A 24,581-nucleotide genomic window follows, 5' to 3' on the forward strand; every position below is an offset into this window, starting at 1 on the left:
GAGTTTGGCGCTACATGAGGATGGATGCCTCGGTGAGGCTTAAGGAGAATGCCGTGTTTCCGATCAATATTTGGCTTGCCTATACTGCCGCGTGCTTGCTATTGGTTCTCGCACCAGGCCCGGACAATCTGCTGGCCGTAGGCCGAGGACTCAGTCAGGGCAGGGTAGCCGCTATCGTATCGGGCATGGCATCTGGGGCGGGAATTCTATTTCATGTGGCAACCGCTTCGCTGGGACTGACTTTGCTTATGCAGACGTCCGCAGTTGCCTTCTGGGTCGTCAAGCTTATCGGCGCCGGTTATTTACTATGGCTTGGCATAAAAGTCCTACGCTCTCGTAGCCTGATTAGCTTCCAGCCAGCGACTCGGCAATCACTGCCGAGCATTTTCCTCACGGGATTACTCTCGGCTGCACTCAATCCGAAGCCTGGTTTTTTCGTCCTTGCGTTTATCCCGCAGTTCGTAGACCCACAACGCGGCTCAGTGAGCGTGCAGATGCTGGTGTACGGCATATGGTTCGCCGCACTTACGGCAGTGGGATTCGCACTTATGGGCGTATTTGCCACTGCACTGTCCCGATTTTTGCGTCAGAGGCCACGGCTGGTAAATGGCCTGAACGTAGGGGCAGGACTCACCTTCGTTGCTTCGGGAGTATCGATAGCGGCGCTCAGCCAAAAATAGGATCCGTGTATTGGCGTTGCGGGGCCAAGATTCCAGCCTCGCTGAGCCTCGGTGATTATGAAAGCTGACGACTTTAAGACCTGGAACCGAATTTACGGCATCGAATACGGCAAGAAAAAGCCATGCCGGTGATGGGTATGCTGCACACCTGGATGATCTTCCAGCGGAATATAGTGCTCGAAGGTTCAGCTATCAGTAGAGCGCTGGATTACAGCCTGAAACGCTGGGCAGCGCTGTCGCGCTACCTTGATGACGGCGCCGTATAAGGCCTGCTTGCTCATCGTTCAGCGACGCTTGGCCACCTCAATAAGAATGAGCGTCAACCACGCGCTTCACCGTGTCGAGGGCAATTTGCAGGGCATCCAGTTCCAGCGAGCCGAGCGCAAGCCTGATCGCGTGAGGAATAGGGGCAGATGTCGCAAAGGGTTCCGCAGTCGACACCGAAACGTGCTCGCGCATCAGCGCCATCGCCACCTGGTCGGCGCGAACCTCTTCACCCAACGGCAGCCAGAGAAAATAGGAGGAGGGATGGCCGATGTACTTCAAGTCGGTCAACGTGGCTCTGGCCATGGCCTGTCGCTTTGCGGCGTCCTGACGCTTTTCGCGCTCCAGGCGATTGACCGTGCCGTCGTCGAGCCAGTGACAGGCGATTGAAGTCATCACCCCGGGCGTGTTCCAAATGGTCGCGCGTATGGCTCTCTCGATAGCGGGGATCCAGGCGGAGGGCGCCGCGACAAATCCGACGCGCAGCCCGGTGGCGACATTTTTCGAGAGGCCTGTCACGTACACGGTTCTTTCCGGTGCAAGCGCTGCCAAGGGGGGCGGTGCGTCCTCTGCGAGGAATGCATAGGCGGCGTCCTCGATGATCAGCAAGTCATGCTCGCGGGCGATGCTCACCAAGCGTTGCCGCCAGCTTTTGCTGGCGACCCACCCCAGTGGATTGTGCAAGGTTGGCATGGTGTAGACGGCGCGGACCTTTCGGCTCTGGCACAGTCGAACCAGGGCATCCAGATCAGGTTCACCGCCTGCAGCAGGGAGGGGGGCCAGTTCCAGGCGCAGGGTATCGGCGAGGACTTTGAAACCGGGATAGGTCAAGGCATCCGTCGCGACGACATCGCCTGGGCGCAGCAGCCCCATGACAGTCACTGCCAGCCCGTGTTGAGCCCCGTTGACGATCAGTACGTGCTCGTCGCTGACGCTCAAGCCTCGGCATTGGAGATGCCGGGCGACTGACGCACGCTCATGCTGTCGCCCGCCATGGGGCTGATAACGGAGCAATGCCTCCAGATCGCCCGAAGACGCCAGTTGGCGCAAGGCGCCACGCAGCAGTTCTGCCTGTCCTGGTAGAGAAGGGTAGTTGAAGTTAAGGTCCAGAACACCGGTGGCGACCGCTTGCTGATCGATGCCTAATCCTGATGGCAACGAGGTCTCCCGGACAAACGTACCTCTCCCGGTTTCGCCGCTGACCAGGCCCATTGTTTCAAGCTCTGCGTAGACACGGGTCGCCGTGGCTAATGCGAGGCCTTCGTTGGCCGCAAGCTCCCGGTGCGTGGGCAGGCGCGTTCCAGGTGACAGGCGTCCTGCGCGAATGTCGGCCGCGAACGCATCCACCAACGATTTATACCGGGAGCGAGCCATGGAGATGTATCCATTACAATAATTTGATTGTACTAATTATTCGCCATAGCCTGCGCCTGTACAACCGCCTCCCTCAGGCGGATACCAGCCACATTTGCAGGAAGGCTCAACCATGCATATCGCCATTCTCACCTTCGAAGGCTACAACGAACTCGACTCCCTGATCGCACTCGGCGTGCTTAACTGCATCAAGAAACCTGGCTGGCGCGTGTCGATTGCCAGCCCTGCGGCCCGTGTCCGTTCAATGAACGGAGTGGTGATCGAATCCCAGGCAACGCTTCGCGAGGCGAGCGAAGCCGATGCGGTGATTGTCGGGAGCGGCATGCAGACTCGCGAGGTGGTGGCTGATACCGCCCTTATGGCGCAGTTACAACTTGATCCCTCGAGGCAGCTCCTGGGCGCGCAATGTTCCGGCACGCTGGTGCTGGCCAAGCTTGGCTTGCTGGAGGGTGTATCAGCCTGCACGGACTTGACGACGAAACCGTGGGTCCAGGCGGCTGGCATCGATGTCCTTAACCAGCCGTTCTTCGCCAAAGGCAACATCGCCACCGCCGGTGGATGCCTCGCTTCGGTCTATCTTGCGGCCTGGATCATTGCCCGTCTGGAAGGCGTCGAAGCGGCAGAAAGTGCACTGCACTACGTCGCGCCAGTCGGGGAAAAAGAACAGTACGTTGAGCGCGCAATGCGCAATATCGCCGCGTATCTGCCCGATGGGCAGGTTGCTTGAGGCGATTACAGCGAGAATCAAACCGCCGACTCAACTCGGCTTTTGCGCAAGCTGCGCCACCAAAAACTCGATAAACGCCCGGGTCTTCTGCGGAACCCGATGTGCAGACGAGTAGACCGCGTTGATGGTGATCGGAGGGGCCTGCCATTCGCACAACACGGCGACCAGCCTGCCGGCCGCCAACGCCTCTTCGACAATGAAGCTCGGCAGCAAGGCGATCCCCATGCCGGCTTCTGCGGCCTGGGCCAGCAGGTCGCCATTGTTGGCATGCAGAGGACCGGTGACGTGTACGCGCTGCGTCTCGTGGCCGTTGCTCAATTGCAGGCTGACGCCACTCTGCAGGTAGCCATAATTCAGGCATTGGTGGGTGCTCAGGTCCTTTGGCGTTTGCGGTGTACCCGCGCGCTCAAGATAGGCCGGGGAGGCGACCATGATCCGCGGAGCGGGCGCCAACAGTCGGGCCACCAGGGAGGAGTCCGGCAGGCTCGCGATGCGGATGGTCACATCGAAGCCGCCGCGTACCGGGTCGACCTGCTGGTCGCTCAGGACCAGTTGCAGCTCAATGTTCGGATGCTGCTCATGAAACAACGGGATCAACGGCCCGAGCCGCCGCAGACCGAACGACATCGGCGCGTTGACCCGCAGCACGCCGCGTAGCTCGCCAATGCCGTTACGCGCCCGTTGCTCGGCTTCGTCCACGGACGCGATCACTTCGCGGGCCGCTTCGTAGTACTCCGCGCCGGCCTCGGTCAGGTGCAGGCTGCGCGTCGTGCGCTGCAGCAACTGCACACCGATGGCCTCTTCCAGCGCCTGAATCTGTTTACTGACTTTTGAGCGTGGCACATCCATCGCTCGGGCTGCGGCGGCGAAGCCGTTTGCTCCGACGGTGGCGACAAAAGCACGCATGCATTCGATCCGGTCCAAGATTGTCCCTGTTTTGGAAATAATGATTATGCATTTTAGGTAATTGTTTCGGTTTTATCCAGAAATTACATTAGGTTCCAAGCCGGTAGCACATCACCTCCAACCGGAGTACGCACCGAGCCTTGCAGCCAAACGAACCCATCTATCCAGAACAGCGACATCAAAAGGAACACGCCATGTCTATTCGTGAATTGCTCAACCCAACCAACTCCGCTCTGATCCTGATCGACCACCAGCCGCAGATGTCCTTCGGCGTGCAATCGATCGATCGTCAGACCTTGAAGAACAACACCGTTGCACTGGCCAAAGCTGCGAAGATCTTCAACGTGCCGACCATTTTGACGTCGGTCGAAACCGAAAGCTTCAGCGGCTACATCTGGCCGGAATTGCTTAGTGTGTTTCCCGATCATCAGCCCATCGAGCGCACCTCGATGAACTCCTGGGAAGATAAAAAACTGGTAGAAGCGGTGAAGGCCACCGGTCGCAAAAAGCTGATCATGGCCGCGCTCTGGACTGAGGTGTGCTTGAACTTCCCGGCTCTGGAAGCGCTGGCCGAAGGCTACGAGGTGTACATCGTCACCGACGCATCGGGCGGGACAACCAAAGAAGCGCACGACATGTCGGTGCAGCGGATGATTCAGGCCGGTGCGGTGCCGGTGACCTGGCAGCAAGTGTTGCTCGAGTACCAGCGCGACTGGGCACACAAAGAGACTTACGACGCAGTTATGGACCTGGTGCGCGAGCACAGTGGTGCCTACGGCATGGGCGTGGATTACGCTTACACCATGGTGCACAAGGCGCCGCAACGTCAGGTCAAGTGAGCCGCGAAAAATACCGTTGCTCAACGGCGCAGTTCGCTGCGCCGTCACTGCCAGGGGGCATGCTCGGAGAGTCAGTCATGAACATCGAATTGTCGGAAGGCGTGGTCACACTGCTGGTGCGCCATCGGGTCAAAAAGGGTGGGGATGAGGCGTATGAAAACTGGTTGCGTCACACCATCGCCATAGCGCGCACGTATCCAGGGCATCTGGGCATTGATGTGATGCGCGGACAAAGCCAGGGGCTGGCGCAGTTCACCAGCGTGCTGCGCTTCGCCACGACCGAACAGTTGCAGCATTGGCTCGATTCCGAGGATCGCCGCAAGCTGGTCGAAGAGGCGCGGCCATTGCTCGCGGATGGCGACCAGACCGAGGTCAAGGCCGACCGTGAGTTCTGGTTTACTCCGACTGATGAGGCTGCACCGCCCCCACCGCGCTGGAAGCAGGCCTGCGTGACCTTTTTGGTCATCCTGCCCCTGAGCTTTCTGGTGCCGATGCTGTTCAAACCGCTGTTTGGCTGGGTGCCCTGGCTGGGCGGCTATGTGCAAGGCAATGTGCTGATCACGGCCAGCATTGTGCTGTTGGTGGTCTACGTGTTCATGCCTCGGGTGACACGTCTGTTTGGAAAGTGGCTGCAGCCGCGATCCGGTTCCTGAGCGAGGTTCCTGCCGGGTGCAACGCCTCACTGACCGTGCGCAAGTTCTCGTGTTGCGGACGTTTTCAACGCTAAGCCAGGTACCGCCGGAACCAATCCAGCGTCCTGCTCCAGGCAAGCCTGGCGGCGGCTTCATCGTATCGAGGCGTGGAGTCGTTATGGAAACCATGGTTAGCGCCAGGGTAGATGTAGGCTTCGTAAGTCTTGCCGGCAGCTTTCAACGCCTGCTCAAAGGCGGGCCATCCTTCATTGGTCCGCGTGTCCAGTTCGGCATAGTGCAGTAGCAGAGGTGCTTGAATACGGATGACCTCTTCAGCCTTCGGCTGGCGGCCATAAAAGGACACGGCAGCACCCAATTCTGGATAGGCCACGGCCGCGGCATTGGCGACGCCACCGCCATAACAGAACCCGACGATGCCGATTTTTCCAGTAGTCGAGTCATCCTTCATCAGCCACTCGATGGCGGCGAAAAAGTCATTCATGAGCTTTTCAGGGTCGACAGTCTGCTGCAGTTCCTGACCCTTTTCATCGTTGCCGGGATAACCTCCGACCGATGTCAGGCCGTCGGGGGCGAGGGCGATGAATCCTGCCTTGGCCAGCCGTCGGGCGACATCCTCGATGTAGGGATTGAGCCCGCGATTTTCATGCACGACCACCACTGCCGGCACCTTGCCGCTGGCTTTCGCCGGGCGCACCCGATAGCCACGGACGTGCCCGTGTCCCTTGGGTGAGGGATAGGTGAGGTATTCGGCGATGATGTCCGGGTCGGTAATGGGCACCTGCTCGGCGAGCGCATAGTTGGGGCTCAGGGCGGCGAGGAGTGCGCTGGCCGTTAAACCTCCTAACGTGAACAACACCGCCCGATCCAGAAACTCTCGCCTGTTGATCATGCCGTGGGCGTAGTAGTCGTAGAGTTCCAGCAGTTCAGGGGCAAAATCTTTTGCAGTAAGACGGTTCATCTGTGCGCTCCCTTTGAATCAACCGGGTTGTCACTGTGATGTCCAGCAATGCAGCGTAGACAATAATTCGCCCATGTTGCAGCTCGGCAACCAAACCCTACGGCTCAAGCAACTGCCATGGCGCGCCTTGCGCAAATAACCTGAGGCCCGCCAGTTTCCTGAATTGTCACGGTGCTAACCATTTGGAACTCCAGATACACATTGGTCGTATCGGGAGTCTAAAGAGTCAATGCATAAGCACTAGTCAGGGCAGTTGCAGTTCATTGCTGCAGCAGATGCAGTAATAGTCAGAAGTAATACCCGATGTTGACATTGGTCCGGTAATACCAGGCATTGCTGCCGATCGAACTGGTGTTGGTAAAGCCGGAGCCGTTTTCCGCACCGCCATAGGGGTTGGCATTTTTCGCCCAGGTCAGGTCGACCCAGGCCATGATCGGCATGGCCAGGAACTGCGCACCGACGGTGTACATCTGCGAGTCGTCCCAACCTTTCTGGTCTTTCTTCAGGCGACTGTAGTCGTTGTACAGCTTGATCTTTTTCAACTGACCCAGTTTGGGCGTGAGGATGTCGTAGCTGACGTTCAGCGAAGCAATGGTGGCTTTGGCGGCAATCAGGTACGCGGGTGTCAGGCCGTTACCGCCCATCAGCACTGAGTCGTTACTGACACCGGCCGGGTTTTTCGGATCGTACTCGTAGCGGATGCCCTGGGTGGAGACGGTCCATTGGCCTGCGTTGATGATGGCGTGAATGCCGCCGGCCCAGTAGTCGCCGTCTTCTTTGGTGGTGGCGTTGTACAGCTGGGCGGCGGCTAGTGACGCGCCGATTTCGGTTTTCCAGCCATCGTTGACAAAGGTGCGCGCGACGCGGGCGTTGACCTGGTTGTGTTTTTCGTTGTCCTGGCGTGACTGGATGGCGGGAATCGCATTGTCCTTGAGGTCGGCGAAACGCCCGATTTCCGGCGAGTAGCGAATGTCGGAAGGCAACATCCGTGGGAAATACGCGAGTTGCACATCCCAGTCCTTATCCTTGTAGCTGTACTTCAAACCCGAGCCGGCGCTTACGCCATAGCCCATGAAAAAGGGCAGGTGATAACTCCAGCCAAACTGCGGATACGGTTCCAGGCCAAACGGCTTGAACGGTGCGCCCACTTGCAGGTTTGAATTACTGTTCAGGCGATAGCCGACGAAGCCACGATCGACGGAGCGTTTGCCGTCATCCTGGAACCAGTAGCCGACATCACTGAAGAGGTTCTTGTAGGTCGCTTGCACATCGAGGCGGAACGTGTCGAAGAGAAACCGGCCATTGTTTTCAGTGGTGGTCCAATGTTCGTCGCGGTAGTTGGTCCGCAGGGCACCGCCGATATCCAGGCTACTTTCGCCATCATCGCTACGCCAGGCGATATGCGGAAACGGCTTTTTAGCGGTACTCGACGTCTCCGGCGAGGCAGGACCGGGTTCGCCTGCGAAACTGACGCAACTGGTCATCATCAGCCCCAGGCATATAACGTAATTCTTCATATTGAACTCTCCTGCAAAGTTGAGCACTGCACAATGATCGGCAACACTTTCCCGCTTGCCTTTAATGTGGCAATGGGCGGATGACGTCGAGTGTTGCGGTAGTGAGTGCGTTTTTTTTGTTTTACTGTTTCATGGGTAATACGGCGTATAGCCTATAAACTTATGGGGGATAGAGCAGAAATTATGCCAACTGCCGACTTCTTCCGTTGCAGGTAATAATTTCAATAAAAACAATTGTTTATACGTGGAACATGTTTTTTTGTGTTGCCCGTGAAACGTAGGCCTCAGGGGGTAACGAAACTGCACATTGTTGTGCGTCTTTATTTCACGTCCATAAAAAAGGCCGACAAAAATGTCGGCCTGTTTATTCGATAAAGTTGAACCCGGTGTTATAGATCAAGTACCAGTCGCCGACTCTTGCATCCCGATACACACACCATCATCGATTTATTCGCCGCGCGCTCGGCTTTGGTCAGTACGCCATCGCGGTGGTCGATATCGCCCTCCAGAACCCGTGTTTCGCACGAACCGCAAACCCCTTCGCGACAGCTGTGCTCAATGTCGCAGCCCGCCTCAAGCAACACGTCGAGCAAACTCAAACCCGGCTCAATCGAAAGCGTCTTGCCGGATTTTTTCAGCTCGACGCTGTAACTGCTCTGCGCGTCTTCGGACGGCGGCAGTTCGGCCGCCGCGAAGCGCTCTATATGCGCATGGGGATAGCCGAGGCCTTCGCAGGTGCTTTCGAACGCATCGAGCATCGGCGTTGGACCGCAGCAATAGAAGTGCGTGTCGCTGGGCTGATCCGCCAGATAGGCACTCAGGTCTGGCGGCATGCCCTTTTCGTCGTTGAAGTGGTAAAGCACGTTGGCGCTCAGGCCACTGAGCTCTTCCACCAGCGCGGCCTCCTGCCGCGACCGGGCGCAGTAGATCAGCTCGGCGGATTTTCCCAGTGCCAGCAGCTGGCGGAACATGCAGTAGATCGGCGTGATGCCGATACCGCCGGCCACCAGTACGCTGTGCCTGGCGCTCAGGTCGAGCTGGAAGTTATTGCGCGGGGATGAAATCGGCAGTTGCATGCCGACTCGCAAGTGCCCGTGCACGTATTCGGAGCCGCCACGGCTGTTGCGATCGCGCAGGATACCGATCACATAACGGCCTTGGTCGGTCGGCGAGTTGAGTAGCGAATAACTGCGCACCAAACCATTAGGCAGATGCAGGTCAATGTGCGAGCCGGCGTCGAACGGGGCGAACACCGTGTCGCCAAACGGCCGCAACTCGACACTGATGATGCCTTCGGCTTCGTAGCGCAAGGTATGCACGAGCGCGGTGAGGGGGGAGGAATGGGACATCGTTCACCTCTTTTCGACAATAGGCAGATTCATGGCAACTGCTTCGCGTCGATCAACTCCAGTTGGGCCTTGGCAGCGTTTTTCAGGTAGCGACGCAGACGCACCACACCGAGGTCATGCTGGTAGAGGTTTTCCCGCTGGTTGGCGTCCGGCTCCATGAATTCGAGCAACACCCGATCCTGTTCCAGCACTGCCCAGTGCCGTTCTTCCAGACGATTCTTGTAGAGGAAGCGCCAGGTGTCGCGCTGCCAGCCGGTCAGTGGACGGCAACGCCAGTGGAACACCGCCGACAACGAACGGCTGCTCGGCGTGTAGCTGCCGATGATGGTGAAGTTGCCGCCCGGGCCACCGGTTTTCGGATAAGGGATTTCCAGACGCAGCCAATGGCAGCCATTGTCCATGAACTCGGTCCAGTCGAAATTCACCCCGCGCTGGCCTTCCTTCTCGAAGAAGAAACCATTGTCCGTGTCGCGGGTGACGAACTTGGCAGTAGCTTCGCCTTCGCTCATGGAGTGCGACATCTTGTGCAGGTAGGTGCCGTGCATCGGGTCCATGACGTTATCGATGACGTAGCGGTAGTCGCCTTTCCACTCTGTGTAGCAAACGAAGCTGCTCCATTCAGGGGAGGTCAGTTGCTCGGGCAGGACCAGTTCCGGCGGAGTGTCGACGTGCGGTTCGGCAGCGTTGTAGAGAAAGATTGCGCCGGCGGCTTCACGGGTGTGGAACATCCGCGTCGGGCGGCTGCCTTCGAGCTTGCATCCCGGGCTGCCGGGGACTTTGGTGACGGTGCCGTCGCAGCGTACTTCGACGCCGTGATAAGGGCATTGCAGGCGATCGCCCAGCACCGGGCCCTGGGACAATGGCGCGCCGCGATGCGGGCAGTGATCTTCGAGGGCATGGACGCTGCCGTCGTTGTCGCGCCACAAGGCGATTTTGTAGCCCAGTCGACGGATCGACACTGGTTTTTCGCCCAACTGATCGGATGGCAGGACCGGGAACCAAAGGTTCTTCAAACCATTGGCCAAGAGGTTTTCGGCAGGATCGACGGTTGTATTCATAGTCATTTCTTATTTACCTCCGGTGGGTCATTCGCCCAGCCGAGCCATCAGGGTTTTATAGGTGTCCGCGGTCCACTCTCCGGTGGTCAGCGGGCAGGGCGGCCCGGCCAGGTTCAGGTGCGCGAGCAGGTCGGGCAACTCGGTCACCCCATTGCCAAAGGCGCGTTCGATGGAGTCGCCGAGCAACTCTTCGAATTGGGTGTTGGGCCGTTTACGGGCCTGATGTGGCTCCAGGTAGGGTTCGGTATTGCTCATCTCATTGACCTCCGGCTTAAGGTTTCGGTTTGTCGGTAAGGAACTTGCCTTGCGGCGCTTCGACATGTTGCTGGCGTCGGGTATTGCCATCGATGCCGCCGGCTATCGCCCATTCGGCAAACATCGTCGGGCCAGGCTCAAAGGCGCGCGGCTGCCATTCGCCGGTCAGTTGGTCTTCATCGGCGTAGTACTCGACCAGCGCGCCGGCCGGGTTCTTGAAGTACCAGAAAAACGCCGAAGACACCGGGTGCCGACCGGGGCCGATTTCCGTTGCCCAGCCGCTGCGGGAGATGTGCATGCCGCCGCCGAATACTTCGTGCACGTCGCGCACGGTGAAGGCGACGTGGTTCAGGCCCGCACGAGGGGCGGGCAGTTGCAGCATGAACAGGTCGTGGTGACCGCCTTCTTCGGCAGTGCGCAGGAAGGCTCCGCGATCCGGATAGCGGTCGGAGGCCTGGAAGCCGAAACGCTCGTGATAGAAAGCTTCGCAGGCGTTCACGTCTTTGACGAAAAACACCACATGACCGACTTCGATCGGCGTGGCGCGCTCGTAGATCGGTGCGGCCTTGTTGATTCGGCCTTTGGTTTGCCAGGTGTTGTGGCCGCTGCACTCGATCTCCAGTTCACGCTTGCGGGTCACTTGCAGGCGGATCGCCAGGCCATTGGGGTCGGTGCAACCGATACGGCCATTGGCATTGATGAAACCCGGATCCTGAGCGATGCGCTGGCTGTAGAGCGCAAGATCAGCCGCGCTTTCAACCCCCCAGACCACTTCGCGTACCGTCGAACCGGCTTCGATGGCGGGCGGCAGGCCTGCCTTGTTGATGTCGGCGAGCACCACTCGGCAGCCGTTGAGGGTTTCGAAGATCACCTCGTCGGCTTGCTCGCTGACTTTTGTCAGGCCCCAATCGCTGAAAAAACGCGCACTGGTGTCGAGGTCCTCGACGCCGTAAGTGACTTCATCAATGCCTAAGACGCTCATAACCCTACCTCTTGTTGCACACCGGCCCAGGCCAGTGGCTGTTCATTCATGCCCCAATAAAGGCTCTTCTGTTCCATGTATTGCAGGATGCCGAGGCGACCTTTTTCTCGGCCCAGGCCACTGTCGCGCCAGCCGCCGAAGGGGGTGGAAATCGAGAACTGTTTGTAGGTGTTGATCCACACCGTGCCGGCCTGGATTTTTCGACCCAGCGCCCAGGCGCGTTTGTAGTCGCGCGTCCAGATCCCGGCGGCGAGGGCATACAAACTGTCGTTGGCCTGTTCGATTAATTGCGCTTCGTCATCAAACGGCATGGCCACCAGCACCGGTCCGAAGATTTCTTCCTGGCAGACCTGTTGGCTGTTGTTCAAGCCTTCGAGGATGGTCGGCGGGTAGTAATAGCCCTGGTCGTAAACACCACCGCTCGGGCGTTGCCCACCGAGCAGCAAACGTCCACCTTCGGCCAGCCCCAGCGCGACGTAGCGCTCGACCGACTCACGGTGGCCTGCGCTGATCAGCGGGCCCATTTGCGTGCGCTCATCCGCCGGATCACCGACACGCAGTTCGGTTGCCGCCGCTACCAGACGCGCCATGAACGGCTCGTACAGAGCACGGGCGACGAATAACCGCGAACCGGCGATACAGGCTTCGCCCGAAGAACTGAAGATGCCGTACAGCACACCCGCCACGGCATGGTCGAGGTCGGCGTCATCGAGAACGATGGTCGGTGATTTACCGCCCAGTTCCAGCGACACCGGCATCATCTTGTCTGCGGCGATGTGAGCAATGTGTTTGCCGGTTTTAGTGCCGCCGGTGAACGACACGCGCTTGACCAGAGGATGACGGGTCAACGCATCGCCGAGCAGCGAGCCCTTGCCAGGCAGCACACTGAGCAGACCTTTCGGCAATCCGGCGTCTTCGCAGATGCGCGCCAGTTGCAAGGCCATCAACGGGGTGATTTCCGCCGGTTTGATCACCACCGCATTGCCGGCAGCGAGTGCCGGAGCGACTTTCTGCGCTTCGCTGGCAATCGGTGAGTTCCACGGCGTGATCGCGGCGATGACCCCCATCGGCTCGTAAACACTCATGCTGACGAAATCACCCCGCGATGGCGTGATGGTTTCTTCGAGGGTTTCACAGGCCGCGGCGAAGAACTGGAAAGTTCCGGCGGCGCTGGCGACCAGAGCACGGGTTTCGTTGATTGGTTTGCCGTTGTCCTGACGCTGCAATTGCGCCAGTTCTTCGCTGCGCTGACGGATCAGCTCGGCAATGCGATACAGCACGCTGGCCCGTTCATGGGGTTTGCGCTGTGCCCAGCCGCTGTGCAAAAACGCCTGGTGGGCGCCGTGCACGGCGTCCTCGACGTCTTCGACACTGGCGGCATTGAGCCAGGCAACCGCTTCGCCGGTGGCGGGGTAGCGTGTGGCGTAGCGCTCGCCGCGACCCAGTCGCCATTCGCCGGCAATGCAGATCGGTAAAGTCTGTTCGAGAGTCATCGACGGTCCCCTAAATCGAAATTGCATGGGCGTGGTTGCCCAAGGCGCGGACGACGCTGTAGACGGTCAGCGCCGAGGTCTTCGGGTTGGCCAGCAGCGGCTTGCCACGCAAACTCAATTCGAAACCGCCAAAGGCGCCGCGCGCTTCGAAGTGATGGACGTTTTCCTCGCTCAGTGGGTCGGCGATCAGCGTCACGTGGGTGCGATCGAGGCCGAGCCCGGCCAGCGACAAGGTTGCGGCGACGTTGGCGTTTTTTGGATAAAGGCGTGCCGCTTCGCGGGCGCTACCCTGAAAAATCACCGTGGCTTCGGTAATGCTGTCCAGATCACAGGCCTGTTCGGCGGGGGTGTTTTTCCAGGCGCGTGCCGGTTTGCGACCGGTGTAATTGACCGAATCCAGTCCGCCGACCTTGGCCGCGGACAAGGCGTCGATGCCACCGATGGCACCAGGCAGCAATTCGATGCGGGTCTGGCCACGTTCTGCCGCTGCTTCAAGGCGTTCGACCAGGCCGACTTCGGACAGCGCACCGACCGAGACGATCAGGCACGCAATGCCACGCTCCAGCGCTGGCAGCACATGTTCTTCGATGGCGCGGTGGCCGGCGCACTCGACCAGCAGGTCGGGGCGGGCGTCGGCTGGCAACGCGGTCAGCACCTGCGGCGGCTGTTTGAAACACGCCAGCCGCTGGCGCACCAGTTCTTCGGATCCGGCCGAGGCAATGACGTAATCAACGCACAGCTGCGGGTCCTTCTCCAGTAACTCGAGCACGCCGACGCCAATGGCGCCGCAGCCGATCATGGTGATATGCAACATGACGAAGTCCTCAAGCCGTGGCTTTCTGCGCTTTGGTTTCGCTGTTGGGCGGACCGGCAAACTGGGTGGCAAAGCTGCCGACGCTGAGCATGTCGACTTCCAGCAGGAACGGCCCGGGTTGAGCCAGTGCGCTGTCGACGACGTTGCCGAAATCCTTCAGGTCGGTCACGAGGCCGTGGCGCAGGTTCAGCGATTCAGACAGCTTGGAATAGTCCGGCGTGTGCAGGTCGACGTAGCAGTGACGGCTGCCATAGACCGCGTCCTGAATGTTGCGGATCACGCCGTAACGCTGATCGTTCATCAGCAGAATCACCACGTTGGCCTTTTCCTGCACCAGCGTCGCCAGCTCGCCGAGGTTGAGAATGAAACCGCCGTCACCGGCCAGGGCGAAGACCTTGCGTTCAGGCGCCGTTTGCGCAGCAGCCACCGCGGCACCAATACCCATCGACAGGCCCTGGCCAATGCCGCCGCCCAGCGCATGCACGCCTGCGCGCGGATGGAACAGGGTCAGCAGGCGGTTGCCCCAGATGCTGTTGGACAGCGTGACGTCGCGAACCCAGGAAAAATTGCGCCCGGTAAGGGCTTGCAGTTGCTCGACCATGGCCGAGTACGGGCCAAGGTCGGCCATCAGTTGGGTGCGGGACTTTTCGCGGACGTCCTTGAGTTCGGCGAGGAACATCGGGTCGATCTGCAGGCGACCTTCGAGACGGTCGGCCAGGCCTTCGAGGGCCAGCGCCGAATCACCGCAGATGAACAGCTCGCTGTTGTAGCTGCGACCTTCGATGGCCGGGTTGGCGTCGATACGCAGGGTATTGCGGGGCAATTTCAGCGCGTACTTGAACGTCTCGTTGCTGCGCAGGCGCGAACCGGCGATCAGCAGGGCATCGCAGCTTTGCAGGAACTGCTCGACCCGTTTGTTTTGCGAGAACGCGCCAAGGCAGCGTTCGTCATCTTCATTGACCACACCGCGACCCTGGGTCGAGGTGATCACGCCGACGCCCATGTCCAGCAGGCGCTTGACTTGGGGGCCTGCATGTCGTGCGCCGCCGCCAAGCCACAGCAGTGGACGTGTGGCCGTGACCAGACGCTCGGCGACCAGGTCCAGCACTTCGGGCGCGGGCACGGCAACCGGAATCGGCAGGGGAGACAGGTCGGTCGGCATCGGGATAAAGGTCGACTGGATATCGATCGGGATTTCCACGCTGACTGGCCCGGTAGGCGCGGTCAACGCGGTTTGCACGGCCAGCTTCAGGGTGCTGATGGCGGTTTCGACGCTGCGCACACGGAACGCGGCCTTCGAGACGGCCTTGAGCATGGTCAATTGGTCACGCGCTTCGTGGATGTATGCGAACTCTTGATCCAGGTACGGCGTTTCGATCTGTCCGGTAATGTGCAGCAGCGGCGTGCCGGCGGTCAGGGCTTCGACCATGGCCCCGGCGGCGTTACCGGCCGCGGTACCGGTGGACGTCAGGCAGACGCCCAGACCACCGGTGGTGCGGGCATAGGCGTCTGCCATGTTGGTGGCGCCGGCTTCACCACGGGCCATGACGAAGCGGATGTTGCCCCGAACGGCGAACGCATCGAGGATCGGCATGTTGTGGATCGAGATCACGCCGAATGCGGCTTTGACGTCGCATTGTTCGAGAAACGCGGTGATGGCAGCGCCTACGGTGACAGTATTTTCATTACGCATGGCGGGACAGGCCTCCAGAAACATCGATATGGCTGCCTGTGGTGTAAGCCGACAGAGGCGAGGCCAGAAACAGGATCGCGCGGGCCGCTTCAATCGGCAGGCCCAGACGCCCCAAGGGAATGTGTTTGCGTTGCGCCAGTTGGGCGGTCCATTGGGTCCAGTCAAGATCCCGCTCTTCGCGGGCTTCAAAACGTCGGCGCCATTGCCCGGACTCGACCAGGCCAATGAGAATGCCGTTGACCCGAATGCCTTCACCGGCAAATTCGGTGGCCATCGAACGCACCAGGTTCATGACCCCGGCGCGAGCGGCCGAGGTGGCGACCATGTGCGGTTCCGGCTGGCTGGCCAGTAGCGAATTGACGCAGACGATGGCCGCGTTCGCTTGGCTTTCAAGCTGTGCCTTGAACGCGCGGACCGGGTTGATCACCGAGAAGAATTTCAAGTGCAACTCTTCGGTCCAGGCGCTATCGGGGGTGTCGGCGAAGGTCGACACCCGACCTTGTCCGGCGTTGTTGATCAGCACGCTGGCCGGCCCCAGTGCGGCCAGGCTGGCGGCGGCAAAGGCGTTGACCGAGTCCGCGTCGAGCACATTGCACACGTGGGCCAGCAACCGTGCCTCGGGGAAGCGTTGACGCAATCCGGCTTCGGCACTGCGCAGGCGATTTTCGTCGCGACCGCAGAAGGCCACGGCTGCGCCGGCTTCGAGCAACAGCTCGACGCAGGCCAGGCCAATCCCCGAAGAGCCGCCAGTGACGATTGCGGTGCTGTCTTGCAGTTGATAGAGACTCATCTCAATCCCTCATCAAGGCCGTTACGCGGTTCTGGCCGTCGTGGGCGGCAGCGCTGTTGTAGTCGAGCAACCGCGACAGCTCGTCGGCACTGCGACGCACCTGCAGGAGCAATTCGTTGAAGTTGACGTGACCGATCTGAACGGTCGGAATCGTCACGCCCAGTGCAGCGACGATATGCCCGGTCTGATCGCGCACCGGGGCGGCGACGGTCGAAATCGCTGACTCGAAGAAACCTTCGCTACTGACGAAACCGCGCTGACGGTCGGCTTGAACCATGTCAAACAGCTCCAGCACGGTTTTCGGCGTGCAGGGCGAGAATTGCTCCAGGTGATCTTCCGGGTACAGTTCACGCAATTCGGCCAGCGACAGGTCTTCGAGCAGGATGCGCCCCAGGACAGTGGCGTGGGCGGGGAGGCGAGTGCCGACATTCACCGCGTTGGAGAACACCGACGGTGGTGAGACTTTAGCCACGTAGACGATCGAGCGGCCATCGCGCACCACCAGATTGCTCGGGTAGTTGAGGCGGTCGCACAAGCGGGCCAGCAGCGGTTGGCCGAGTTCGGTCAGCTCCAGCGAGGCCAGGTACTCGAAGCCCAGGCGCAGCACCGACATGCCGAGGCGGTATTCATTGCCGCTGCGGGTGACAAACCCCATGGTTTCCAGTGTCGTCAGCAGGCGAAAGATCGTCGAGCGCGGCAGTGCCAGACGCCGGGCCAGTTCCGGCGCGGTCAACGTGCGATTGCGCCGGCTGAACTCGCAGAGCAGCAGCAATCCGCGCTCCAGGCCCGGCACGATGTACTTGTCCTGAGCATCCTTCAGCAGATCTGAATCGTTCATAGCGATGCACCTGTCAGGGATTCTTTGATGGCAAAGGCCAAGCGGCCCGCCACCACACAAGGTTGTTCGATGGGGCTGGCATGCCCGGCATCGGTAATCAGGTTGAACGTGCCTCCCAAGGCCTTGGCCAGGGGCAGGCAGTTTTCGGGAGCGGTGATGCCGTCGGCTTCGCCGCAATGCACTTCGCAAGGCATCGACAGTGGCGCGTGCCGCAGCAGGTCCTCGCTGCACAGCAGTTCTATGGCCTGGCGATAGCCATCGGGATTGAGCCGGGCCATGTTCCACTGCACCCAGGCGTGTGCCTTTGGGCTGGCAGTGGGCGAAAGCATGTAGGCGCTGCGTTGTTCGGCCATGCGTTGAATGCCCAGTTGTTCCAGGGCTTGCAGGCGTTTGCTGCGCACTTCCTGGCGCTGCAAGGCGCGCGATGGATGACCGTAGCCCCGGGCCGGACTGATCAACACCAGCCGGCTGATCCGCTGTTGGTGCACGCCGCTGGCGAACGCTGTGGCAGTAATCGCCCCGAGCGAGTGACCGACCAGCACACAGCGCTGGATGCCTAGCGCATCGAGCATCTGCAGCAGTCGTTCGGCGTAGTCCGAAGCGTCGGGGGCCAGCGATCTCAGCGGCGTGGAGTCACCGTAGCCGGGAGCGTCCCAGGCAATCACATGTGCGCTCTGGCCAAGCGCTTGCGCCACCTCTAACCACGACGCCGAGCCCGAGCCGATCCCGTGCAACAACACAATCGCCGGCCCGGTTCCGCATTCGCGAAAGGCCTGGCGACCGCCAGCGATCCCCAGCGTACGCAAAGGAAAGTGCAGGGCCAGCTGCGCCTGGAGGTCAGCCGTGAGCGGCGGGACGAGATTATCGATGGCGTACGACATGGGCTTATCCGCGCTTGATCGAGGCCAGAGGGTGTTCTGGCGGGTAGGTCGGGGTCAGCGGTTTTTTCGCACCGAGCATCACGCACATCAGCGCATCTTCATCGCCGATGTTGATCTCTTCGCGGTACACGCCCGGTGGCACGGAAATGACGTCACGGTCGGTCAGGATCGTTTCGAAGCGCTCACCGTCCTTTTCGATCACCACTTTGAGTTTGCCGCGCAGCACGAAGAACACTTCTTCAACGTCGGTGTGCAGGTGCGGCGGGCCTTCGTGACCGGCCGGAATCACCATGGTGGAGAACGTGAAGTTCTCCGAGGGAATGGTGTTCATGTCGGTGCTGATACCGGTGCCGCCGGTACCGATGTAACGCATTTGTGCGCGGCGGAATTTCGGGTCGTAGTCGGCCTGGAATTTCAGCGCGTTCCAATCGTACTGACGCGTTTCGTAGCGGGCGATACGGGTGTTCATCCAGCTTTCGAGGTCACTGCCGGCCGGCTGTTCCCAGCTTTTCGGGGCGTCTTGCTGCTCAGATGAATGTGCAGATGAGTGTGCAGATAGATTAGTCATGGCAGTCTCCTGATCAAGGCATTACGAACCCGCCGTTGACCGGCAGGGTTTGTCCAGTGATGAAACGGGCGAGGTCGGACAGCGCGAAGAGCACGGCGCCGCTGACGTCCTCGGGGAGTTGCGGGCGTTGAATGGCCCGCTGCTCGTTGTACAAACGGTGACGTGCTTCAGGCACATAGGCGGTGGCTTCGACCAGCACCAGGCCAGGCGCGATGGCGTTGACCGTGATGTTGTCGGTACCCAGTTCGCGGGCCAGGCTGCGGGTCATGGCGATGATTGCGCCCTTGCTTGCGACATACGCCAGCAGGTTCGGCGCGCCCCACAGCGGCGTGTCGGATGCCAGGTTGACGATGGCGCCATGACCGCTGGCGCGCAGGGCCGGCAGGCACGCCTTGGTCATCAGCCAGGTGCCGCGGACATTGACGTGCATGACCTGATCCCAGGTATCGAGGCTCAGCTCTTCGCACGTCTTGCCACCGGAATTGGTGATCGAGGCGTTGTTCACCAGACCGTCGAGGCCACCCAGCAGCCGGGTGGTTTCAGCCACGCAGGTGTCGATCGAGTCGGGTTGCGCCAGATCGACGGCCACGCCATGAACGGTCAGGCCTTCGGCGACCAGCTCGGCGGCCGATTGCTGAACACGCTCGGCGAGAATGTCGGCGATCACCACGTGGGCGCCGGCCCGGCCGATGGCCTGGGCAAAGGCATAACCCAACCCGCGGGCGCCACCGGTGACCAGCACCCGACGGCCTTCGAGCAAACGATTGAGGGTCGTCATCATTGGGTACTCAGCATGGCTTTGGGCATGTAGTGCAGGACGCGTTTCTCGGTCCAGACCACCGCGCCATAAGCGAGTACACCGATCAGCGTGAGCATGACGATGGCCACGAACACACCCGCGGTATTGCCCTGGCCTTCGGCATCGACCAGCAGGAAGCCCAGGCCCTGGTTGCCACCGACCAGTTCACCGACGGTGACGCCGATCACGGCCAGGGTCGACGCTATGCGCAGGCCGGAGAACAGTGCGGCCATGGCCGAAGGGAATTCCACCAGGCGAAAGATCTGCCAGCGGCTGGCGTTCATCGTCCGGACGAGGTTGATCATGTCCGGGTCAACGGTGCGGATAGCCGACAGTACGTTGATCATCACCGGGAAGAACACGATCAGGATGGCGATCAGGATCTTCGGATAGATGGTGTAGCCCAGCCACATGACAAATAGCGGAGCGAAGGCGACTTTCGGGGCGATTTGCAGCGCCAGAATGTAGGGCGACAGCATGGCTTCGGCGGCGGGCGAGAGTCCCAGCGAGACACCGATGGCCACGCCGAGCAGGGCTCCCAGACCGAAGCCGACAATGATTTCGAACGCGGTAATCAGAGTGTGTTGCAGCAGACCTCCGGTTTGCCACATCACCAGGCTTTCCTGGGCCACACGGCTCAGTTGCGGCATGACGAATTCGGGCATGCCGAGCAGTCCCGGGCCCCACTGCCAGAGCACCAGGAACAGGATCAGCAGTGCAACGCTGCCCAGCACGGAGTTATTAAGGTTTTTCATCGTGTCGGTACCTTGTTGTCACTCGCCGTTATTGCGCGGCTGTTTGGGTGTCGATGAATTGATTGGTGTACAGCTCGTCGAGTTTTGGCTCATGGCTGACGATGCCTTCGCTGACGTAGAACTGACGGACCGCTTCAAGTCGTGCCGGATCGATTCGGCCCAGAACGGCCTGATTGGCATAGACATGCTCGACGTAGAGCCTGAAGATTTTCTCCAGCGACGCTTCCTTGCCGGCATAGGCGGGGACAGCCTTGGCGAAGGTGACCGCGGCGGCTTTGGGGTCCTGAATGATGTCGCGCATGCCTTGCAGGGTGGCCTGGACCACGCCGCGAACAATCTCGGGGTGATGCTCGATGGCATCGTCGGAAGCGAGGATCGCCTGGGCCATGCTCTCGAAAATCTGCGATTGAGGGATCAGCTTGATCTTCGCGCCGGCTTCTTCGGCGTTGACCACCCAGTCCGGCACGCCGGCCATTGCCTGGGCTTTGTCGGCCGAGAACAACTGCCAGACGCCCGAAGGCCCGGCTGCCTGAATATTCACATCGTTTTTGCTCAGGCCGGCCCGGCGTAGAGAGGCGAGCAAGGCGTAGTAGGTGGTGTCCGAGTAGGACATCACGGTCATCGTCTTGCCTTTGAGGTCGGTGATCGAGTTGATGTTTTCGGCAGCATTGGTGGCAATCATCGTCACGCCGCCGGCGCCCAGCACCGCGACGGCGCGCACCGGAATACCGTTGGCCCGCACCACAATCGGGGTATCGCCCAGAGCACCGCCGAGCATGGCGTTACCGGCACCGATCTGTTTCGCCACATCCACACCGCCCTTGGCAGCGATGAAGGTCATGTTCAGGTTCTGGGCGGCGTAGTAACCCTTCTGCTGCGCGATGATCCACGGGGCGAACGCCGGCAGGTTCGGCGGCGCCGGCAACAAGTAAGTCACGTCGGTCGACTGCGCCTGGGCGGCGAAAGCCATGCCCAGGCCGAGCGCGATACCGGTGACCTGGCTGAAGCGTTGAAACAGAGACTTGAACATGCGTACTCCTGATTCGGTTGATGGCCACAACGGCGTTGATCAATGCAGCTCGGTGTCTTCGCCGACTTGCAGCAACTCCATCAGGCGACCGACCAGCGGGCCGATTTCCGGCAGCTTGCGGCGCTCCAGCGGGTTGTCACGAAACGGCAAATCGACAGTGATCTCTTCGATGATGGTGCCCGGGCGGGCACTCATGACCAGCAGCCGGTCGGACATGGCAATGGCTTCGATCAGGTCATGGGTAATGAACAGAGCGGTTTTCTTTTCATCGAACAGCATCCGCGCCATGTCCTGCTGCAGGATCATCTTGGTCTGCGCATCGAGGGCCGAGAACGGTTCGTCGAGGAACAGCACTTGCGGGTCGATGGCCAGGGTGCGAGCCAGGGCAGCGCGTTGACGCATGCCACCCGACAGCTGGAACGGGTAGTGGTCGGCAAAGCCTTGCAGGTGGCAACGATCGAGCAGATCTTTGGCTACGGCCTGACGCTTGGCCGCCGGCACACCTTGAATTTCCAGACCCAGTTCGACATTGCGACGAATGCTGCGCCACGGCATCAGCAGGTCTTTTTGCAGCATGAACGCGACCTGACGGACCGGGCCGGTGACCGCTTCACCAGCGACGAAGACCTCGCCTTCGGTCGGCCGATACAGCCCGGAGCCCATATTGAGAATGGTGCTCTTGCCGCAACCGGAAGGGCCGATGATCGACACCACTTCACCGCGGCGAATCTTGAAGTTGACCTCGCGAATGGCAAATGGCGCTTCGGACTTTCCTTTGGCCGGGAAACATTTGCCGACATTGCGAAATTCAATTTCGGTGGGCTCCTGATCTTCCTTGGGAGCGGGCTTATTCCATTGAGGGGCGATGGCGTACATCTCGTTCACAGCCATTGGAAAGGGTCTCTGGTCTGTTTTATAGGTGATACGTTGTTTAGTGCATGAACAATGCCAGAGACTTGCCAAGTTGGTTTTTTGTTTAAAAACCCTTTCTTATTAATGAGTTACTGAAAATTCAGTATTTATTGGATGTTTCATATATAAAACGTGGTTTCTTATATGGCACGAAATTGCACGTTGAATGTGTAGGGCAGGGGGAATTACGAGAAGGGGGCGCTTTTATAGGTAACGCCGGATGCGAGGAAATGACGGATTTGTTTTAAATATGAAACGAACTGCTGAATGTGCGTTGTGCAGTTGAGAGTTTCGTTCCTGTTATCGCTTGGTCTCTAAACGCTTTCAGACACGTCAATCTGAAGTGCAAGCATGAGCTTCGTGGCGATGGCTGACGATGGGTCTATCGCTGCATCCACCATCACGTTCACGGCAGTCTGCGCCAGTGCCACGACGGGATGCGACAGTACGGCTTGAACAATGCCGTCACGCAGGGCCGCTTGGGTGATGGGTGTCAGGTCGTGGCATACAACTGTGGGAAGCGCGACGTTCTGGGCTTTCAGTTCGCGCAGGGCGTTGATGACGCCCTCGATACCGCCGCCGGCCACGTACAAGCCGACAAGGTCGGGCTGGCTGCTCAGGAGGTCGAGCGTGCCGGCATAGGCGAACTCTTCGTCCTCCAGGGTGAGGCGCGTTGCCAATAGCTCCCAGTCCTGGGATTGCTCCGCAAGAAAGGAGCGCACGCTCATTTCGCACAGTTCCTGGCACTGAAAACGCTGCGTTCCTACCATCACCGCCACAGGCCCCGCGTGGGGCGCCAGGTTCTTGATGAACCAACCAGCCGTGCGCCCCATTGACCGGTTGTCGACACCGACATAGCTGGCGCCAGCCGACGCACTCAGCTCGGAAACCAGAGCAACAACGGGAATGCCGGCGGCACGCAACTGCGCCATCGCTTCGCGCACGGCGGGATGATCTGCCGCCACCAAACCCAGAGCATCGACCTCTCCTTGTAGCTTGAGGATGCGTTGTGCAGTGGCGGCCGGGGCGAGGTCATCGATGTAATGAATCATCACCCGAACCTGGGCGCGGACGCTGGATGCCGCTGCCTCGGCCAAGGCCTTGGCCAGCCCTTGATAAAACGCCACGCCACGCTTTTGTAGCAGAAACCCCAGGCGTACGGTCGGTCGCTGCTGAAGCAGGCGTTGCTCGATCACATTGCGACCGTAGAAGCCCAGCCGGGCAGCGGCTTCGGCAATGCGCCGCGCAGTATCGGCGCGAACGTTGGCACGCAGATTCATCACCCGATCCACGGTGGACAGGCTAACGCCGGCGGCCTCGGCGACATCTTCCATGGTTGAACGACGGCCGGCCGGGTGATGGGTCTCTGACATGAAATGAAAGGCTCTTTAATATTTTTGACGGGTTCTGACAGGTATGGCTGCAGGACTATAGCAGTCGTGCACCCTGGCAACTTAGGATTTCTCCGAGCGAAACAGCACCACTCATAACAACAATCATCGGAACCTGACATGACCCTCCATATCTCCACTGCACCCTGTTGCTGGGGCGTAGACGACGTCAACAATCCTCATCTGCCAGCGTGGCAACAGGTGCTCAGCGAAGCCGCGCAAGCCGGGTATCGCGGCATCGAACTGGGGCCGTATGGCTACCTGCCGCTAGACGCTGCGGCAGTCGGCACGGTGCTCGCCGAGCAGGGCCTGCATGTGGTGGCCGGCACTGTATTCGACAATCTGGTCGATCCGGCCAATCTGCCGAACGTGCTGACACAAACCCGAAATATTTGTGCCTTGCTCAAGCAACTGCCAGCAGTGCCGCAGGAACCGGGGCAGCGCTTCGCCATGCCTTGCCTGGTGGTTATCGACTGGGGGCATGAGGAACGTGACTACGCGGCCGGACACTCCGAACGAGCACCGCGTCTGGCACCTGACGCCTGGCGGGGCATGATGAATCACATCCGGGCCATTGCTGATCTGGCCTGGCTGGAGTTCGGCGTTCGTACGGTGATTCACCCGCATGCCGGCGGCTACATCGAGTTCGCCGACGAGCTGGCGCAATTGGTTGCCGACATTCCCTACGAAGTGGCCGGTCTATGCCTGGACACCGGCCATCTCTACTACGCCGGCATGGACCCGGTTCAGACCCTGCGCCAGTACGCGGATCGTCTGGATTACCTGCATTTCAAAGACATTGATCAGGCGGTGTTCGATCAGGTATTGGGTGAGCACATCAGCTTTTTCGGGGCCTGCGCCAGGGGCGTGATGTGCCCGATCGGCCAGGGTGTCATCGACTATCGCGCCTTGCGTGAGCTGATCACCGAGCTCGGTTACCAGGGCTACATCACCGTCGAGCAAGAACGCGATCCGCGTAACGTCCATGGCAGCCTGCGCGACGTTGCTGCCAGCCGCGCCTACCTCTCTCAAGCAGGTTTCTGATTTCTCTCACG

General features: G+C 60.1%; 25 protein-coding genes and 1 pseudogene. 6 read left to right on the forward strand and 20 right to left on the reverse strand.

Going from position 1 to position 24,581, the window contains the following annotated elements; genetic code table 11:
* The first annotated feature begins 20 nt into the window (after window positions 1–20).
* Entirely contained in the window at window positions 21–680 is a 660-nt protein-coding gene (locus AC1RJ3_RS26575; RefSeq protein WP_081013800.1) for a LysE family translocator, read from the forward strand.
* A gap of 77 nt (window positions 681–757) precedes the next feature.
* Window positions 758–943, forward strand: a pseudogene (locus AC1RJ3_RS26580) (IS66 family transposase); the annotation flags it as partial.
* Window positions 944–983: 40 nt separating this feature from the next.
* Here AC1RJ3_RS26580 and AC1RJ3_RS26585 read toward each other — a convergent pair.
* Complete coding sequence (locus AC1RJ3_RS26585; protein WP_493081399.1) at window positions 984–2,318, reverse strand: aminotransferase-like domain-containing protein; 1,335 nt, start codon at window positions 2,316–2,318, stop codon at window positions 984–986.
* Between the two features lie 112 nt (window positions 2,319–2,430).
* On the opposite strand from AC1RJ3_RS26585, the gene AC1RJ3_RS26590 reads away from it, so the two are divergent.
* The gene (locus AC1RJ3_RS26590) at window positions 2,431–3,045 is read left to right on the forward strand and encodes a DJ-1/PfpI family protein (RefSeq protein WP_493081401.1); all 615 of its coding nucleotides are present in this window, start codon (window positions 2,431–2,433) and stop codon (window positions 3,043–3,045) included.
* 30 nt (window positions 3,046–3,075) lie between these two features.
* On the opposite strand, the gene AC1RJ3_RS26595 is transcribed toward AC1RJ3_RS26590, so the two are convergent.
* Window positions 3,076–3,969: a LysR family transcriptional regulator gene (locus tag AC1RJ3_RS26595; RefSeq protein WP_493081403.1), complete on the reverse strand. Its 894-nt coding sequence runs from the start codon at window positions 3,967–3,969 to the stop codon at window positions 3,076–3,078.
* 176 nt (window positions 3,970–4,145) lie between these two features.
* Between AC1RJ3_RS26595 and AC1RJ3_RS26600 the strand changes: the two genes are divergently transcribed.
* Both AC1RJ3_RS26600 and AC1RJ3_RS26605 read left to right on the forward strand, forming a co-directional pair.
* Window positions 4,146–4,790 (forward strand): hydrolase, encoded by a 645-nt coding sequence (locus AC1RJ3_RS26600; RefSeq protein WP_054597057.1) that lies wholly within the window; start codon window positions 4,146–4,148, stop codon window positions 4,788–4,790.
* A 77-nt stretch (window positions 4,791–4,867) separates the two neighbouring features.
* Window positions 4,868–5,443, forward strand: coding sequence for an antibiotic biosynthesis monooxygenase (locus AC1RJ3_RS26605; protein ID WP_054597058.1), 576 nt, complete (start codon window positions 4,868–4,870; stop codon window positions 5,441–5,443).
* A 70-nt stretch (window positions 5,444–5,513) separates the two neighbouring features.
* On the opposite strand, the gene yghX is transcribed toward AC1RJ3_RS26605, so the two are convergent.
* The 18 genes from yghX to AC1RJ3_RS26695 all read right to left on the reverse strand — a co-directional run bounded on the left by yghX (window position 5,514) and on the right by AC1RJ3_RS26695 (window position 23,508).
* Window positions 5,514–6,401, reverse strand: coding sequence for a YghX family hydrolase (gene yghX, locus AC1RJ3_RS26610; RefSeq protein ID WP_493081406.1), 888 nt, complete (start codon window positions 6,399–6,401; stop codon window positions 5,514–5,516).
* A gap of 287 nt (window positions 6,402–6,688) precedes the next feature.
* Complete coding sequence (locus AC1RJ3_RS26615) at window positions 6,689–7,918, reverse strand: hypothetical protein (protein WP_493081408.1); 1,230 nt, start codon at window positions 7,916–7,918, stop codon at window positions 6,689–6,691.
* Between the two features lie 389 nt (window positions 7,919–8,307).
* On the reverse strand, window positions 8,308–9,267 hold the full coding sequence (locus AC1RJ3_RS26620; RefSeq protein ID WP_347929848.1) for a PDR/VanB family oxidoreductase: 960 nt from the start codon (window positions 9,265–9,267) through the stop codon (window positions 8,308–8,310).
* A 29-nt stretch (window positions 9,268–9,296) separates the two neighbouring features.
* Window positions 9,297–10,331, reverse strand: a complete 1,035-nt coding sequence (locus AC1RJ3_RS26625) for a Rieske 2Fe-2S domain-containing protein (protein WP_493081410.1) — start codon at window positions 10,329–10,331, stop codon at window positions 9,297–9,299.
* A gap of 21 nt (window positions 10,332–10,352) precedes the next feature.
* Window positions 10,353–10,580: a recombinase-like helix-turn-helix domain-containing protein gene (locus tag AC1RJ3_RS26630; RefSeq protein ID WP_493081412.1), complete on the reverse strand. Its 228-nt coding sequence runs from the start codon at window positions 10,578–10,580 to the stop codon at window positions 10,353–10,355.
* A 16-nt stretch (window positions 10,581–10,596) separates the two neighbouring features.
* Window positions 10,597–11,562 (reverse strand): VOC family protein, encoded by a 966-nt coding sequence (locus tag AC1RJ3_RS26635; protein ID WP_054597064.1) that lies wholly within the window; start codon window positions 11,560–11,562, stop codon window positions 10,597–10,599.
* Entirely contained in the window at window positions 11,559–13,055 is a 1,497-nt protein-coding gene (locus tag AC1RJ3_RS26640; protein WP_493081414.1) for an aldehyde dehydrogenase, read from the reverse strand. The genes AC1RJ3_RS26635 and AC1RJ3_RS26640 overlap by 4 nt, the downstream gene beginning before the upstream one ends.
* A 10-nt stretch (window positions 13,056–13,065) precedes the next feature.
* Window positions 13,066–13,869 carry an aspartate dehydrogenase gene (locus AC1RJ3_RS26645; protein ID WP_054597066.1) on the reverse strand — a complete coding sequence of 268 codons (804 nt, stop codon included), beginning with the start codon at window positions 13,867–13,869 and terminating at the stop codon, window positions 13,066–13,068.
* 10 nt (window positions 13,870–13,879) lie between these two features.
* Window positions 13,880–15,562 (reverse strand): thiamine pyrophosphate-binding protein, encoded by a 1,683-nt coding sequence (locus AC1RJ3_RS26650; RefSeq protein ID WP_493081416.1) that lies wholly within the window; start codon window positions 15,560–15,562, stop codon window positions 13,880–13,882.
* Window positions 15,555–16,352, reverse strand: a complete 798-nt coding sequence (locus tag AC1RJ3_RS26655; protein WP_347929853.1) for an SDR family oxidoreductase — start codon at window positions 16,350–16,352, stop codon at window positions 15,555–15,557. The genes AC1RJ3_RS26650 and AC1RJ3_RS26655 overlap by 8 nt, the downstream gene beginning before the upstream one ends.
* A gap of 1 nt (window position 16,353) precedes the next feature.
* Window positions 16,354–17,190: an IclR family transcriptional regulator gene (locus AC1RJ3_RS26660; RefSeq protein ID WP_081013801.1), complete on the reverse strand. Its 837-nt coding sequence runs from the start codon at window positions 17,188–17,190 to the stop codon at window positions 16,354–16,356.
* The gene (locus AC1RJ3_RS26665) at window positions 17,187–18,071 is read right to left on the reverse strand and encodes an alpha/beta fold hydrolase (RefSeq protein ID WP_347929854.1); all 885 of its coding nucleotides are present in this window, start codon (window positions 18,069–18,071) and stop codon (window positions 17,187–17,189) included. Before AC1RJ3_RS26665 ends, AC1RJ3_RS26660 begins: the two co-directional genes overlap by 4 nt.
* Window positions 18,072–18,075: 4 nt before the next feature.
* A complete protein-coding gene (locus tag AC1RJ3_RS26670) occupies window positions 18,076–18,639 on the reverse strand; it encodes a cupin domain-containing protein (protein ID WP_054597070.1) in 564 nt (187 codons plus the stop codon).
* Window positions 18,640–18,652: 13 nt separating this feature from the next.
* The gene (locus AC1RJ3_RS26675; protein ID WP_173859995.1) at window positions 18,653–19,420 is read right to left on the reverse strand and encodes an SDR family oxidoreductase; all 768 of its coding nucleotides are present in this window, start codon (window positions 19,418–19,420) and stop codon (window positions 18,653–18,655) included.
* Window positions 19,417–20,193 carry an ABC transporter permease gene (locus AC1RJ3_RS26680; protein WP_054597071.1) on the reverse strand — a complete coding sequence of 259 codons (777 nt, stop codon included), beginning with the start codon at window positions 20,191–20,193 and terminating at the stop codon, window positions 19,417–19,419. The genes AC1RJ3_RS26675 and AC1RJ3_RS26680 overlap by 4 nt, the downstream gene beginning before the upstream one ends.
* Before the next feature lie 28 nt (window positions 20,194–20,221).
* Window positions 20,222–21,223, reverse strand: coding sequence for an ABC transporter substrate-binding protein (locus tag AC1RJ3_RS26685; protein WP_054597072.1), 1,002 nt, complete (start codon window positions 21,221–21,223; stop codon window positions 20,222–20,224).
* Window positions 21,224–21,262: 39 nt separating this feature from the next.
* Entirely contained in the window at window positions 21,263–22,099 is an 837-nt protein-coding gene (locus AC1RJ3_RS26690) for an ABC transporter ATP-binding protein (protein WP_054598309.1), read from the reverse strand.
* Between the two features lie 350 nt (window positions 22,100–22,449).
* Window positions 22,450–23,508 (reverse strand): LacI family DNA-binding transcriptional regulator, encoded by a 1,059-nt coding sequence (locus AC1RJ3_RS26695; RefSeq protein WP_347929856.1) that lies wholly within the window; start codon window positions 23,506–23,508, stop codon window positions 22,450–22,452.
* Between the two features lie 138 nt (window positions 23,509–23,646).
* Here AC1RJ3_RS26695 and AC1RJ3_RS26700 point away from each other — a divergent pair, with 138 nt between their 5' ends.
* A complete protein-coding gene (locus AC1RJ3_RS26700) occupies window positions 23,647–24,570 on the forward strand; it encodes a TIM barrel protein (RefSeq protein ID WP_493081421.1) in 924 nt (307 codons plus the stop codon).
* Window positions 24,571–24,581 lie beyond the last annotated feature (11 nt).

The sequence above is a fragment of the Pseudomonas sp. GW822-FHT04C11 genome (genome assembly GCF_058800905.1).